Source organism: Pseudoalteromonas luteoviolacea H33-S (assembly GCF_001625695.1).
Lineage (GTDB): Bacteria > Pseudomonadota > Gammaproteobacteria > Enterobacterales > Alteromonadaceae > Pseudoalteromonas > Pseudoalteromonas luteoviolacea_B.
In genome coordinates this window covers 65,604-79,582 of record NZ_AUXY01000051.1, presented here as the reverse complement: position 1 = coordinate 79,582, position 13,979 = coordinate 65,604, and the positions used below count along the sequence as shown (strand labels likewise).

Annotated in this window: 15 protein-coding genes; 6 read left to right on the top strand and 9 right to left on the bottom strand. The window is 41.6% G+C overall.

Features of this window, described 5'->3' with window-relative positions; genetic code table 11:
• Position 1 precedes the first annotated feature (1 nt).
• The 6 genes from ispH to murJ form a co-directional block, all read right to left on the bottom strand.
• Positions 2 to 931, bottom strand: a complete 930-nt coding sequence (ispH, locus tag N477_RS04025; RefSeq protein WP_063360250.1) for a 4-hydroxy-3-methylbut-2-enyl diphosphate reductase — start codon at positions 929 to 931, stop codon at positions 2 to 4.
• Positions 931 to 1,371 carry an FKBP-type peptidyl-prolyl cis-trans isomerase gene (gene fkpB / locus N477_RS04020; protein ID WP_063360251.1) on the bottom strand — a complete coding sequence of 147 codons (441 nt, stop codon included), beginning with the start codon at positions 1,369 to 1,371 and terminating at the stop codon, positions 931 to 933. Before fkpB ends, ispH begins: the two co-directional genes overlap by 1 nt.
• Positions 1,368 to 1,874: a signal peptidase II gene (lspA, locus tag N477_RS04015; RefSeq protein ID WP_063360252.1), complete on the bottom strand. Its 507-nt coding sequence runs from the start codon at positions 1,872 to 1,874 to the stop codon at positions 1,368 to 1,370. The genes fkpB and lspA overlap by 4 nt, the downstream gene beginning before the upstream one ends.
• Positions 1,875 to 1,883: 9 nt before the next feature.
• Positions 1,884 to 4,712 (bottom strand): isoleucine--tRNA ligase, encoded by a 2,829-nt coding sequence (ileS, locus tag N477_RS04010; RefSeq protein ID WP_063360253.1) that lies wholly within the window; start codon positions 4,710 to 4,712, stop codon positions 1,884 to 1,886.
• A gap of 20 nt (positions 4,713 to 4,732) precedes the next feature.
• Positions 4,733 to 5,662 (bottom strand): bifunctional riboflavin kinase/FAD synthetase, encoded by a 930-nt coding sequence (gene ribF, locus N477_RS04005; protein WP_063360254.1) that lies wholly within the window; start codon positions 5,660 to 5,662, stop codon positions 4,733 to 4,735.
• A 93-nt stretch (positions 5,663 to 5,755) separates the two neighbouring features.
• Positions 5,756 to 7,333 (bottom strand): murein biosynthesis integral membrane protein MurJ, encoded by a 1,578-nt coding sequence (murJ, locus tag N477_RS04000; RefSeq protein ID WP_269199989.1) that lies wholly within the window; start codon positions 7,331 to 7,333, stop codon positions 5,756 to 5,758.
• Positions 7,334 to 7,735: 402 nt separating this feature from the next.
• On the opposite strand from murJ, the gene rpsT reads away from it, so the two are divergent.
• Positions 7,736 to 7,996, top strand: a complete 261-nt coding sequence (rpsT, locus tag N477_RS03990) for a 30S ribosomal protein S20 (RefSeq protein ID WP_010382487.1) — start codon at positions 7,736 to 7,738, stop codon at positions 7,994 to 7,996.
• Positions 7,997 to 8,082: 86 nt separating this feature from the next.
• On the opposite strand, the gene N477_RS03985 is transcribed toward rpsT, so the two are convergent.
• Positions 8,083 to 8,466 carry a response regulator gene (locus tag N477_RS03985; RefSeq protein ID WP_063360256.1) on the bottom strand — a complete coding sequence of 128 codons (384 nt, stop codon included), beginning with the start codon at positions 8,464 to 8,466 and terminating at the stop codon, positions 8,083 to 8,085.
• 92 nt (positions 8,467 to 8,558) lie between these two features.
• On the opposite strand from N477_RS03985, the gene N477_RS03980 reads away from it, so the two are divergent.
• The 3 genes from N477_RS03980 (at position 8,559) to smrA (ending at position 10,162) form a co-directional block, all read left to right on the top strand.
• A complete protein-coding gene (locus N477_RS03980; RefSeq protein WP_063360257.1) occupies positions 8,559 to 9,020 on the top strand; it encodes a hypothetical protein in 462 nt (153 codons plus the stop codon).
• A 102-nt stretch (positions 9,021 to 9,122) separates the two neighbouring features.
• Complete coding sequence (locus tag N477_RS26430; RefSeq protein ID WP_063360317.1) at positions 9,123 to 9,362, top strand: hypothetical protein; 240 nt, start codon at positions 9,123 to 9,125, stop codon at positions 9,360 to 9,362.
• A 218-nt stretch (positions 9,363 to 9,580) separates the two neighbouring features.
• Positions 9,581 to 10,162: a DNA endonuclease SmrA gene (smrA, locus tag N477_RS03970; protein ID WP_063360258.1), complete on the top strand. Its 582-nt coding sequence runs from the start codon at positions 9,581 to 9,583 to the stop codon at positions 10,160 to 10,162.
• Positions 10,163 to 10,206: 44 nt separating this feature from the next.
• On the opposite strand, the gene N477_RS26555 is transcribed toward smrA, so the two are convergent.
• Together N477_RS26555 and N477_RS03965 are read right to left on the bottom strand one after the other, a co-directional pair.
• Positions 10,207 to 10,341, bottom strand: a complete 135-nt coding sequence (locus tag N477_RS26555) for a hypothetical protein (RefSeq protein WP_269199988.1) — start codon at positions 10,339 to 10,341, stop codon at positions 10,207 to 10,209.
• Between the two features lie 221 nt (positions 10,342 to 10,562).
• Positions 10,563 to 11,483 carry a 2-hydroxyacid dehydrogenase gene (locus N477_RS03965; protein ID WP_063360259.1) on the bottom strand — a complete coding sequence of 307 codons (921 nt, stop codon included), beginning with the start codon at positions 11,481 to 11,483 and terminating at the stop codon, positions 10,563 to 10,565.
• Positions 11,484 to 11,643: 160 nt separating this feature from the next.
• Here N477_RS03965 and N477_RS03960 point away from each other — a divergent pair, with 160 nt between their 5' ends.
• Both N477_RS03960 and N477_RS03955 read left to right on the top strand, forming a co-directional pair.
• Positions 11,644 to 13,368 carry a GNAT family N-acyltransferase gene (locus N477_RS03960; protein ID WP_063360260.1) on the top strand — a complete coding sequence of 575 codons (1,725 nt, stop codon included), beginning with the start codon at positions 11,644 to 11,646 and terminating at the stop codon, positions 13,366 to 13,368.
• 116 nt (positions 13,369 to 13,484) lie between these two features.
• Positions 13,485 to 13,970 carry a TlpA family protein disulfide reductase gene (locus N477_RS03955; protein ID WP_063360261.1) on the top strand — a complete coding sequence of 162 codons (486 nt, stop codon included), beginning with the start codon at positions 13,485 to 13,487 and terminating at the stop codon, positions 13,968 to 13,970.
• Positions 13,971 to 13,979: the final 9 nt, after the last annotated feature.

Sequence of the window (13,979 nt, the reverse complement as noted above, 5' to 3'; positions counted from 1 at the left end):
GTTATCTCAGCTCTACAGGCACTGCAAACACAACATTCTCTTCCTGCCCTGGGTTTTCTACAACCGTATGTCCACCCAACTCCTTCAAGCGAGAAATTACCTGCTGAACCAAAACTTCAGGTGCAGATGCACCGGCAGTAACGCCTACACGTTCTACATTATCAAACCAATCAGCATCAATACTTTTCTCATCATCGATAAGATGCGCAGCGGTGCCCATTTTATCTGCTAATTCTCGTAAGCGATTTGAATTCGAGCTATTTTTTGCACCCACCACGAGTAACAAATCAACTTTATCAGCTAAGTCACGTACTGCATCTTGACGGTTCTGCGTTGCATAGCAAATATCATCTTTGCGTGGTCCATGGATTTCAGGGAACTTCTCACGCAATGCATCAATAACATCTGCCGTATCATCTACTGACAATGTCGTTTGGCTACAATAAAATAAATTACTCGCGTCTTTGACTTCTAATGAGGCAACATCTTCAGGTGTCTCAACAAGATAAATCCCACCTTCAGGATTATCGTACTGCCCCATAGTACCTTCAACTTCTGGATGACCGTGATGACCGATTAGAATGCATTCAGTGCCTTTTCTGCTCGCTCGAGTCACTTCCATATGGACTTTGGTCACCAATGGACAAGTTGCATCAAACACTTTCAATTCACGTCGTTTCGCTTCTTGCCTCACTTGTTGTGAGACACCGTGCGCACTAAAAATGACGATGCTGTCATCTGGCACTTGATGAAGCTCCTCAACAAATACTGCGCCTCTATCTCTGAGACCATTCACAACATATTTGTTGTGCACAACCTCATGACGTACATAAATAGGCTTTTCGAAAATATCGAGCGCGCGCTCAACAATACTAATCGCTCTATCTACACCTGCGCAGAACCCTCGTGGATTAGCTAACAAGATTTCCATTAACTATGAACCTCTAAGATATCTACTTCAAACGTCACCACCTGACCTGCAAGAGGGTGGTTAAAGTCAACTGTAACAGAGTCCCCTGCCACTTCACGAATAAGCCCTGGTAACTCAGTGCCATCGGGCTGAGTAAAGGCAATAATACTGCCTACTTCTGCAGGTGTATCGGCACCAAACTTGGTGCGGTCTAAATAATAAATATTATCTGGATTTGGCATCCCAAAAGCATCTTCTGGCTGGAGCTCAAAGGTTTTATTGTCACCTTCTTTTAACCCCAGTAAACAGCTTTCAAAATTTTCAGTGAGGCTTCCATCTCCCATAAACAACTTAGCAGGCTTATTGTTCACCTTTGTTGAGTCAGCAGCAGATCCATCTTCCAGCTTTATTGAATAGTGGAACAGAACTTCTGATTTAGGGCCTATGACTTGTTCACTCACGCCTCTGTCTCCCGAGTATTGGTTTTATCACCAAAAAATGCATCAAATAAAAGTAAACCAGCACCACCAACGATCGCCATGTCAGCGACGTTAAAAGCAGGGTAATGCCAATCTTGATAATAAAAATGTAAAAAGTCGACAACGTAGCCTAAAGTTACGCGGTCATATAAATTACCTATAGCGCCCGCAAGCACCAATGAATAAGCGCCGCACAGAACCCAGTTATTGGCTCTTAAGTTTTTTAGCCAAACGACTAACAATACGCTGATAACTACGGCAATACCGCTGAGGAACCATCTTTGCCACCCACCGGCTTCACTTAAGAAACTAAATGCAGCACCATAATTATGCATGTATGTAAAATTGAAAAACGGCAACAGCTCTATTGATTCATACAGCTTCATGTTTGCAACAACTAATGCTTTTGTGACGTAGTCTACTGCAAAAAGCAGTAGACTCAACCATAACCACACTAGACCACTTCGTTCGGTCAATTTGGTCACTTGCAACTCCTATGCAAATTTACGCTGCTCGCCTTCACCGTCAACATTGGTTATACAGCGACCGCATAGCTCTGGATGCGCTTCACTTGTACCAACATCTTCGCTGTGATGCCAACAACGATCACATTTCGCCGCATCTGTTGCAGCAACTTTAATGAATAAGCCGTCAATCTCAGAAGCCACTGAGCCTTCTGGTTGGCTTGATACTACTTCAACATGTGCTTTTGAAGTAAGTAATACGAAGCGTAGTTCATCTTCTAAACCTTGCAGTTTTTCAGCTAATTCACCACCTGTGTACAGCGTTACCTCAGCCTGTAATGTTGCACCAATGACTTCTTCTTTACGTGCGTTCTCTAGTACTCGGTTCACTTCATCACGAACTGTTAATAGCTCTTGCCAGAACGTATTATCAAGTTGACCACACGTTGCGCCTGTAATTCCGTCGTACCAAACATCAGTGAAAACAAACTCACCACGTTCACCTGGCAGTGCTTCCCAAAGCTCTTGCGCCGTGAAGCTCAAGATAGGCGCCATCCAGCGCGTCATTGCCTCTGCGATATGATATAGCGCAGTCTGACATGAACGACGAGCATGACTGTCACTCTTCGCGGTGTACTGTCTGTCTTTAATAACATCAAGATAGAATGAGCCTAATTCACCTGTACAGAAGTTCATTAGTTTCTGCGTGACCACCAACATTTGATAGTTGTCATAAGCTTCAACAATCTCACTTTGCAATTCTGCTGCACGAGACACAATCCAACGATCCAACTCAACCATATCTTCAATGGCAACTGAATCTGTTGCTGGATTGAAACCGCTTAAGTTAGACAATAAGTAACGGCTAGTGTTACGAATACGGCGGTAACGGTCAGCTGAACGTTTGAAGATTTCATCAGAAACTGTCATCTCAGCTGTGTAATCGGTTGAAGCAACCCATAAACGTAGGATGTCAGCGCCTAGTTTATTCATGATGTCTTGTGGTGAAATCACGTTACCTAAAGACTTTGACATCTTGCGGCCGTTTTCATCAACGGTGAAACCATGCGTTAACACTTGCTTGTATGGCGCGTGACCGTTAATAGCCACAGACGTCATCATAGATGACATAAACCAACCACGGTGCTGATCTGAGCCTTCTAGGTATAAATCTGCAGGGCCAGTCAGCTCTTCTCTTGCATCAACAACACATGCGTGTGTGACACCAGAGTCAAACCATACATCCAGCGTATCTTGCACTTTAACGTACTGCTGAGCGTCTGCTTCATTGAGTAAAGTGCTTGGCTCTAAGTCATACCAAGCTTGAATGCCAGCTTGGTCCACTAAGTCAGCTACTTTTTCAATTAGAGTTTCAGTATCTGGGTGAAGTGCACCAGTGTCTTTATCAACAAATAGTGCAATTGGCACGCCCCAAGTACGTTGACGTGAAATACACCAATCTGGGCGACCTTCTACCATGTTAGCAATGCGGTTCTCACCCCAAGCTGGGATCCACTGTGTTTTCTCGATTTCTTTCATCGAGTCTTTACGTAAATCAGCTTGATCCATGCTTACAAACCATTGCGGTGTTGCACGGAAAATAATTGGTGTTTTGTGTCTCCAACAATGTGGATAGCTGTGCGTTAATGCATGATGATGCATTAACATGCCTTTTTCAGTCAGAAGCTCAATCACATTTTCGTTCGCTTTGAACACATGCTGGCCAGCGAAAATTGGCGTGTCCGGTAAATATACACCGTTCGCACCTACAGGGTTTGCAACCTCTAAGTTATATGCTTGTCCTGCCACGAAGTCTTCTTGACCATGACCAGGCGCTGTATGAACGATACCAGTACCTGAATCAGTCGTAACGTGCTCACCAAGGATAACCGGTACATTAAAATCGTAGAATGGGTGTGCAACTTCTAGGTTTTCTAGCGTATCACCTTTACAGTAGCCTAATACGTGATATTGCTTGAAGCCAAAGCGGTCAACTGCGTCTTTTACTAACTCAGAGCCTAATACTAGGCGCTGTTCTTTGCCTTCGTCTTCAATTTGAACTAATGCATACTCAAGGCCGCCGTGTACAGCAACAGCTCGGTTTGCAGGCAGTGTCCAAGGTGTTGTCGTCCAGATAACTGTGCTGATATCGCCTTTGCCTTCATGACCTTCAGACAGTGAAAATGCTTTCTCTACTGCAGCCGCTTCGGTAAATACAAAGCGTACATCAATTGCAGGTGATTGCTTATCTTGATATTCAACTTCTGCCTCAGCAAGCGCAGAACCACAGTCAGTACACCAGTGCACAGGTTTAGCACCTTTGTGTAAATGACCATTCTTAATGATACGACCAAGTACTCGAATCGCACTCGCTTCGAAGTCGAAGTTCATTGTCAGATATGGCTTATCCCAATCACCAAACACACCTAGGCGTTTAAAGTCTGTTTTTTGGCCATCAACCTGCTTACGAGCATACTCGCGACATTTTTCTCTAAATTCAGCAACCGATACTTTCTTGCCCGGCTTACCGACTTTTTTCTCTACCATCAACTCGATTGGTAGACCATGACAGTCCCAACCAGGCACGTAAGGCGCGTCAAAATCAGACAACGTCTTCGACTTGATAATGATATCTTTTAAAATCTTGTTTACTGAATGACCTAGGTGAATATTGCCATTCGCATAAGGAGGGCCATCGTGCAGTATAAATGGCTTTTTACCTTTCTTCGCGTTACGAATTTGACCATATAAGTCTTGTTCATACCATTTTTTAAGCATTTTGGGTTCGCGTTGCGCCAAATTGCCACGCATCGGAAACGATGTTTCCGGTAAATTTAAAGTATGTTTGTAATCGCTCATTTAACTTACTTTCCGTTCGGCTACCTAATTTTAGAAAATACTGCTCTTGCTGCATCGACGTCTGCCGATATCTGCTTTGTCAGATGCGTCAGTGACTCAAATTTTTGTTCATTGCGAAGCTTATGAATAAGCTCCACCTTAATAAATTGACCATAAATATCTTGGTCAAAATCAAATAGGTGTACTTCTAATAAAGCACGCTTGCCGTTTAGCGTCGGCTTTGTACCAACATTAGCTACACCGTTGTAAATCTTGTTTTGGATGTAAACATTTACAGCAAAGACTCCTTGTACAGGACTCACTTGTCGCTTCAATGCTACATTTGCGGTGCGAAAGCCTAGCTCTCGACCCTTTTTCCAGCCATGAATAACCCGCCCAGAGATAGCATAAGTATGACCTAACATCTCGTGTGCTTTATGAAGATCACCTTGTGCTAACGCATTACGAATAAGCGTACTACTGACACGGCTGTTTTGCTGTCTAAAGCTCAATGTATCTTTAACGTGTACACCCAGCTCTTGTCCGATATTTGATAACATCGCAAAGTCGCCTTTACGAGCTTTGCCAAAACGAAAATCATCACCTACAGTCAGGGCTTTAACTCCCAAACGTTGATAAAGTATTTCACGGACAAAAAACTCAGCTTCTAGATTTGAAAACTTATTATTAAAGCTGACACAAATAACGCGCTCTATACCATTCTCAGCGAGCAACGCAAGCTTATCACGCAGTCGTGTTAATCGAGCTGGCGCTTTGTTCTTAATAAAAAACTCTTGCGGCTGCGGCTCAAAGAGCATCACGGTACTGGGTAAGTTGTATTTTTCAGAGTCTGCTTTGAGCCCTTTTAATACTTCAGTATGGCCTAAATGAACACCATCAAAGTTTCCTATAGTCAAAACACAGCCGTAGTGGTGTGGTCGAATATTATGGATGCCCCTGATTAATTGCATACAACGCGTGCCTTTTGCTCGAGTCTTCAAAAAGCCCGATTATACCCAAGTTAGTTAGAAATGCGAGCTATGAAGACCTTCAATCGAGTCTATTTATTCTTCTATCTGCCGAATTTCTTTTATCGTCGACACCCTAACACCACAAACATACAAAACGCAGAAGTACAAAAAGATTGCGCTCGCTAATAAACTACCCAAAACCCACAACTGTGTCGCAATCCCTTCCCCTCGCCACGTAAGCTGATGTGATAGCCAATAAACACTGCTGGCCATAACCAAAGTTGCAAAAATGGCTTTTGCGGCAAACCACATTGAAAAGGTTGAAATGGTGTAAACCCGCTCTTTTTTGAGTCCACGATAAAGCAAAAAAGCATTACATGTCGCTGACAGTGAAGTCGCTAGAGCAAGGCCCAAATAACCGAAAAAAGGCGCTAATGCCAAATTGAAAATCATATTGAGAGTCAGTGCCTTAATACCAATTTTTACTGGTGTTTTAGTATCCTGCCTTGCATAAAAACCAGGCGCTAACACTTTTATCAGCATAAAGCTAACCAAACCTACACTATATGCGGTCACACCTGCGCTGACAGCAGCTATATTGTCAACATCGCCATTTTTAAACTCACCATGCCCAAATAGCACAGAAATAATTAAAGGACTTATTACAATCAACCCCCCCATTGCCGGGAACCCAAGTAAAAGTACAAATCGTACCCCCCAGTCCATTGTTTGCTGGAAATTCTCACCTTTATCATTCGCATGCAACTTTGATAGCGTCGGTAAAATAACTGTAGCAATGGCAATACCAAATAACCCAAGCGGAAACTCAATAAGGCGGTCCGAGTAATATAGCCACGCAATTGATCCTGTCATTAATGCTGCGGCAATGATCGTATCAAGTAATAAATTAATTTGGCTCACCGAGACACCAAAAATAGCAGGCAACATCAACTTGCGAACTTTTGTCACATGTGGCGCATGCCATGCAAATTTTGGACGAGATAGCATGCCTAGTTTACCTAAAAAAGGAAGCTGAAATGCCAATTGGGCAGCCCCGCCAATGAACACACCAATAGCAAGAGCATACGCACCTTGCTCAAAACGGTCGTGCAATAGTACCGCGCAACTAATTAAGCAAACATTTAATAGTACGGGTGTAAACGCCGCAACTGAAAAACGGTTGTAAACATTCATTACCGCGCCACATAGTGCTACCAATGAAATAAAGAATAAATAAGGTATGGTAAATTTAAGTAATGCACTGGCCAGTAGGAATTTATCTGCATTTTCTCCGCCTTGCCACCAATCGATAAACCAAGTTGTGCCAAAGAGTGCAGCTATGACTGGGGAGCCAACAACCCCCAATATTGTGACACACAGTAAGATAGTCCCAAGAGTTCCCGCCGCTTGCGCAACAAAGACACGTACTTCGTCATCACCATGTTTTTCTTTTATTTCCGATAAAACAGGGACAAACGCTTGAGCAAAAGCCCCTTCAGCAAACAAACGTCGAAAAAAGTTTGGAATGCGATTTGCGAATAAAAATACATCTGCTGCGAGACCAGCACCCAGTAAATTTGCAACGACTGCATCGCGCACTAACCCCAAAATGCGAGATAACATAGTCATTGCACTCACAATCATGCCTGACTTGAATAGCCCTTTTGCCACTAAACTTACCTTAAGAAATAAAAAATAAGCGCCAAGTATGCCACAGACCAGCAAGAACCATAACTACTAAACATCGGGCACAAATGAGAAAGCAACGCACCTCATTATTAAAGCTAGGCTTGGGTTCTGTGTTTTGCTACAATACGTCCATTAATCATTAGCCTTTAGGCTTATGATTCGTAGTCTGTTAACGCCGTAGCCGAGGACCACAGGTTTAGGAGATGGTTTTACAGACTTATAAAGGCGGCGCATCTTACGCTAACTGGCATAAAAGATGTAGCAACGCCGTACTGAAATACATAGGTCGGACAGGTTATTTTTTATTGACATTGGATCATAAAACAGGCATAGTCCTCGGCCTTAAAACTAAGCTTATTTTTAAAAGATTGTTAGGAGCATACCTTGGCTAACATCAAGTCTGCAAAAAAACGCGCTATCACTAGCGAAAAGCGTCGTCAGCACAACGCAAGCCGTCGTTCAATGATGCGTACATACTTCAAAAAAGTTATCGCTGCTATTGAAGCTGGTGATAAAGAAGCTGCACAGCAAGCATTTGCTGTTGCAACTCCAATCCTAGACCGCTACGCAACTAAAGGTCTAATCCACAAGAATAAAGCTGCTCGTCACAAGAGCCGCCTAGCTGCTAAAATCAAAGCGCTATAATCTGTGGAAATGGATATAAAAAAACCGACGTAAGTCGGTTTTTTTATGCCTATCATACTGGGATAAGACGTAATACTTTCAAAGTATTACGCTATTTCCAATTTCGGATAAAACTTTTTCAACATTGCTGCAATTTTCTTAGGAGAAAAAGGTTTTACAACAAACCCTTTCGCCCCACGTTCAATAGCGTCTTTCACGTTGTCAACCGTTGAGTGGGCAGATACCATTACTACATTGATCTCAGGATTTATTTGAGCCAGTTCAGCAATTAATTCTTTTCCATCTCCATCCGGTAATTCTATATCCAAAAAAACAATGTCAAAGTGCCGCTCTTTACATGCTTCAATACATTGTTTTGCAGTTGATGCTTCTTTTACATTGTCAATTCCCAAATGCATCAATGTTTGATGCAAAAAGCTGCGAACGGTTCCTACATCATCAACAATGAGAATAGAGATCTGTTGTTCCATATCCTTTCCCGTGGGCTAGTAATTAGAAATGCGCTATCATCTATAGCATAGAACTATTATAGAGTCCTGCAACCAAAAGGCTACACCTAAGCATGGCAAATAATCCAAAAAAACAAACACTATTGAATAAAAGTGACTTTCAAAAGCAACAAGCAAACAAAAAGAAAAAGCGTCGCCTCTCTGAACAACAAATTAAACGACAGCAAGAACTCGTACAGCAGCACGGCCACCAAGGAGTAGAAACCGAACCACCGAAAAAAAACCTGACAACACTTATCACCATTGGGGTTATAGCACTTATCGCTATATTATTTCCAAAGCCTAAACTTATCACGTATAAGAAGCTCAACATGGTAACCCAGAGCGTCTATTGGCCAGGTTTGCCTGGTGTCGAACCTATTTTATTTGATTCCATCTTACAGCCGATTAAAGCATCGGAGCGCAGCACACTTTATTTGTGTCAAGATGTGTCAAAGCCTGATACGTGTCAAAAGTATGCAATTATTGAAACCCAAGGTTTCATCGCCGCAATGAAACACCTTGCATTCCATTAAAAAAACTAATTCGAAAATCATAAAAATACTCGCTTGAGGTGACTAAAAAAGCGGCGCATAATGGCGCCCCTTTTTAATCATCTATGGAGTTTATTTAAGATCATGGCTAATGAGTTTGACTGGTTACTGAATAGTTTATTACTGGTACTGGGATTTGGAGCTCTTTTTATTAATCATAAAACATTGCTTCGAGCCGCAGCTATCATGGCTTGTAGCTTATTGTTTGTTTTGTTTAGTCTAGATCTTATGGATACTTCTGTGATTTCTAATCTTGGATTAATTCTGATTAACTCCTTTTATTTGTTTAAAGTGTTTACACTAGAGCACTACGATAGCAACTAAAGTATCGACTAGCTGAGGTACACGAAATCTCAGCTCACTTTCATTAATAATATCTATTAAATAAAAATACATATCTATTCACATGAATAGATAGGTTGTCTTGCGCGTTACGTTTTTCACCTCAATTTAGATCAAAAAAATATTCACCTGCTTAAGGCTATTCAAGGTTACAGTGATAGGCTAGAATCTTGAAAATTGTCCCTTATTGGAGATTCGTCATGGCAATGACAGATGAAGAATTATTTTTAGCTTCAATGGGCGATGTTGTACCGCTGGCACAAGATAATCGCGCACAACTTAAAAAACAGCAAAACCAACCAACGGATGCGCAACTAGCAAGGCGCAAAGCAGCTCAAAAAGAATTGGATTTCGACCCTAACTTTTTATCCACTGAATATGTTGACCTGTTAGACCCCCATGACCAGTTAGGCTACAAAAAAGATGGTGTCCAAGAGGGTGTCTACAAAAACTTAAGATTGGGCAAATACCAGATTGATGCAACACTTGACCTACATGGAAAATCATTTGTAGAAGCCCGCCAGGCTATGTTCGAATTTGTTACAGACTGCCAAAAAAGAAATATCCGAGTTTTACTGATCCGCCATGGTGTCGGTCTGAAAAGTAAGCCGTTTCCAGCTATTCTGAAAAGCTACTGTAATAAATGGCTGCAAGAAATGCCTAATGTATTAGCTTTTCATTCTGCACTGACGTGCCACGGTGGGAGCGGTTCAACCTATACGCTACTCAAGAAAAGCGACGAGAAAAAACTGGAAAATAGAGAAATACACGCGAAGAGATAAAGCACAAAGTGGGGCGTGTAGCCCCATATTCATTTCAACATACTTTATTGAGTTTGAACAAAGTACGTACAGGTTTGGCTCTCAGCTGCCTGTGCTTGGTTAAACCAAGCTGAAACACCCAATGCAAGTACAGAAATAACGACAAAATAAAGTTTCACACCACCTTGACCGTTTTTCATTTTTTTTCCTGTCTTATTATTGTTTTTTCCCTAACATACTGAATATAAAAAGATGTCACAATATGTTTTTATATACAGTAATTATGTAAATTAGAATAACTATTACTTACATTTACTTACAAATCAGAGAGTTAATTTTTTTCTCTATTAAATCATTCATTAATAAAGTCAACTTGAGAGAATTTCAGTCAAAATTAATTCTTTTTTAGTATCTAAAAATATTAGTAGCCTTTGTTCACATCCACTGTATTTTTAATCGGTAAACCCGCGATGCAAGCTCGGATATTTTCTGCAATTTGTGCAACAACCGTATTTAGATTTGTCACAGCTGCAATATGTGGAGTGACTATCACCTTAGGGTGGTTCCAAAAAGGATGTGTTTTAGGCAATGGCTCTGTGTCAAAAACATCTAAGACTGCACCACCAAGCACCTCTTTATCTAGCGCTTCAATCAAGTCTTGTTCATTTAAATGCTGGCCTCTTGCGACATTAATCAGTAAACACTCACTAGACACATGATGAAAAATAGACTTGCTCAATATGCCATGTGTTTCCACAGTTAATGGTAACAAACACACTAAATAGTCGAGTTCAGAGGCAAATGCTTCAAGTTGCCCCTCTCCATGAAAGCAATCAATGTTATCAATCTCTTTATGGCTTCTAGACCACCCTCTAACCATAAAACCATTATCTAATAGCCGCTTTGCAACAACTTTACCCAGTTCACCCAAACCGAGTATGCCTACACTTTCACCTGTTCTTGCACGGCGCGGCTTCCAATATTGAGTGTCTTGATTAGCAATGTATGATTGGTGCCTCAATTTATAAGCCAGTACATGAGACAATACATACTGTGCCATATCATCACTAAGCTGGGGATCAACAATCCTTGCAACTGTTACATCTGTTGGGAGGCTATTCATGGGGATACCATCTACACCCGCGCCGAAAGACTGCACCACTTTCAGGTTTGGTAATTGCTGCCAAAGTGATTCGGGCGCTTTCCATGTTAATACAAACTCTATGCCTGATAAGTCGTCGCATTCAGGCCATAACTGCAAGTTAACATCAGGTAATGCAACTTGTAATTTTGCCATTAATTTTTCATTGTTTCTTCCGGTTATACAAACCAATACAGACATATTACACCCCAATTTAAAATACAAAGCTCACTTTGCACAGTATATCGTTTAGTGACACGCGGATAATAGTGCGCGATCACCATAAAATTGACATACCCATGCAACGCAATTGTCACATTCAGTTTTTAATCTGCTATAAACACAGCCGTAGAGAATTATGATGATCAGCGTTGATAAAGTGATCGAAGCCAACCTGCCACAACTAGAAAACTCACCAAAAGTGAAAGGTTTAGTAAAAAAAGGACTAGGCTACTTATTACATGAACAAGAGTTTGTCGCATTTGCAGATACATACCCACATTTGGAGGGTCTTGAGTTTGTAGAGCAAGTACTTGAAGAATTAGATTTTGATGCACGGTTTAAACCTAAGCAAATTGAGCACATACCTAGTGAAGGCAGCGTCGTAATTGTCGCAAATCACCCTATTGGTTCTTTGGATGCCCTCGCACTCATCAAAGTCTTGGCCAAAGCGAGGCCCGACTTAAAAGTCGTCGCCAATCGAATGTTGATGTCAATTACGCCAATGCATTCATTGTTACTCCCAGTGGATAACCTATCTAACGCCAGTCGCAAGCAAGAACTTGCTAATATCCAAAAGCACCTTAAAAGCGAAGGGGCACTGTTAATTTTCCCAGCAGGCGAAGTCTCTAGGCTAGGTCCAACGGGTATCAAGGATTGCAAATGGAATACAGGCTTTTTACGCATGGCAAAAAAAGCCAACTGCCCTATTCTCCCCATCTATATCAAAGCGAAGAACAGCCCCCTGTTCTACGGCACGTCTATGATTTACAAACCTCTAGCGAGTTTGCTTTTGGTTAAAGAAATGTTTAAGCAAAGACAAAAATCGTTGGAGTTTGAGATTGGGGCCAGTATCCCACCGGAGTCCTATCGATTAGATAATCTCAAAGATAAAGAAATCGTTGCACTTATCCGCAAGCAATTGTATCGATTAAACAGTAAAAAAGCGCTACCGTTAAAAACACAAACCCCCATTGCCGTTCCTGAATGCAAAAAAGAGCTCAAAAAAGCCATTGAGCAATGTGAGCGTCTTGGCGAAACCGCAGATGGCATGCATATATATTTGTATCAATATGCTGGGAGCTCCCCCATCTTTCGAGAACTCGGTCGCTTACGTGAAATTGCATTCAGAGCCGTCGGTGAAGGCAGCGGTAAAAGACGAGACACTGACAAATATGATATGTACTATCAGCAGCTAGTACTATGGGACGCCAAGCAACTTGAACTGGTGGGCGCTTACCGCTTAGCCAGTGCTCAGCAGGTTATTCAGCAACATGGTACCAATGGCTTATATACCAGTAGCTTGTTCTCATACACGGATGATATGGTCCCCTATTTTAATCAAGGTTTGGAATTGGGTCGAAGTTTCGTACAGCCTAAATATTGGGGTCGTAAAAGCCTAGATTACCTTTGGTATGGCATAGGTGCATTTATTCAGCGCTATCCCGAACACCGCTATTTATTCGGCCCCGTGAGTTTATCAAACGCACTGCCAGATAAAGCAAAAGCCATGTTGGTATATCACTATCAACACTACTTTTCAGCACTTGGCAGCTTAGCTAACCCAAATAATGAATTTAAGCTCTCACAATCTCAATTAGAGACCTGTACTGATTTATTCTGTGGTAATGATATAAAAGAAGACTTTGCTGAACTCAAACACATTTTGGCGAACATGGGTGCACAGGTGCCAACGCTTTTTAAGCAGTATACTGAGCTTTGTGAACAAGACGGCGTTAACTTTTTAAGCTTTAGCATTGATCCTGATTTCAATAATTGTATAGATGGGCTGGTACTCGTCGACCTTACCAAGTTAAAAGCAAATAAAGCGAAACGTTATCTTGGTGAAAATATTTATCAGCGGTAATGAAGCTTTATGCTTTTATAAAAAGAAAGCTTGCGACAAACTCCTTGCAACCCTGTTGCAATTTTTTATACTGGCGCTCGGTCTTCATTTATAACAACGCAGATTAAGCGCCAGTAATGATTAAATCTCTCTTTAATATCATCGTTTTTGTTGTCATCTTTGCGGCCGTGCTTGCGTATCAAGAGCTCGGTATGTTGGAAGATGATGGCAAGCAATCAGCCCCCTACTTCTCACTACCTTTATTAGAGGATACGTCGCAAAGATATGACATTAGCCAGCTTAAGGGGGATCGTTCTGTCATTTATTTCTTTGCACCTTGGTGTAACATTTGTCGTTACAGCATGCCGAATATAGACAAGCTTCACCGCCAAGGAAAAGTAAACGCAGTTGCCATCGCGCTAGACTTTCAAAGTGCCGAAGAAGTTAAAGCTTTTAGCAAAGACTTGAACTTATCCATGCCTGTTTTATTAGGCAACCGAAAAACAGCACAAGATTATAAAGTTAAAGCCTATCCAACTTACTATGTGATGAACCCAAAGCTCAAAGTCATCGAGCGCTCTATTGGTTACTCAAGCGAGCTGGGTATTAGATTTCGCCTGTAAGAAAGTGTA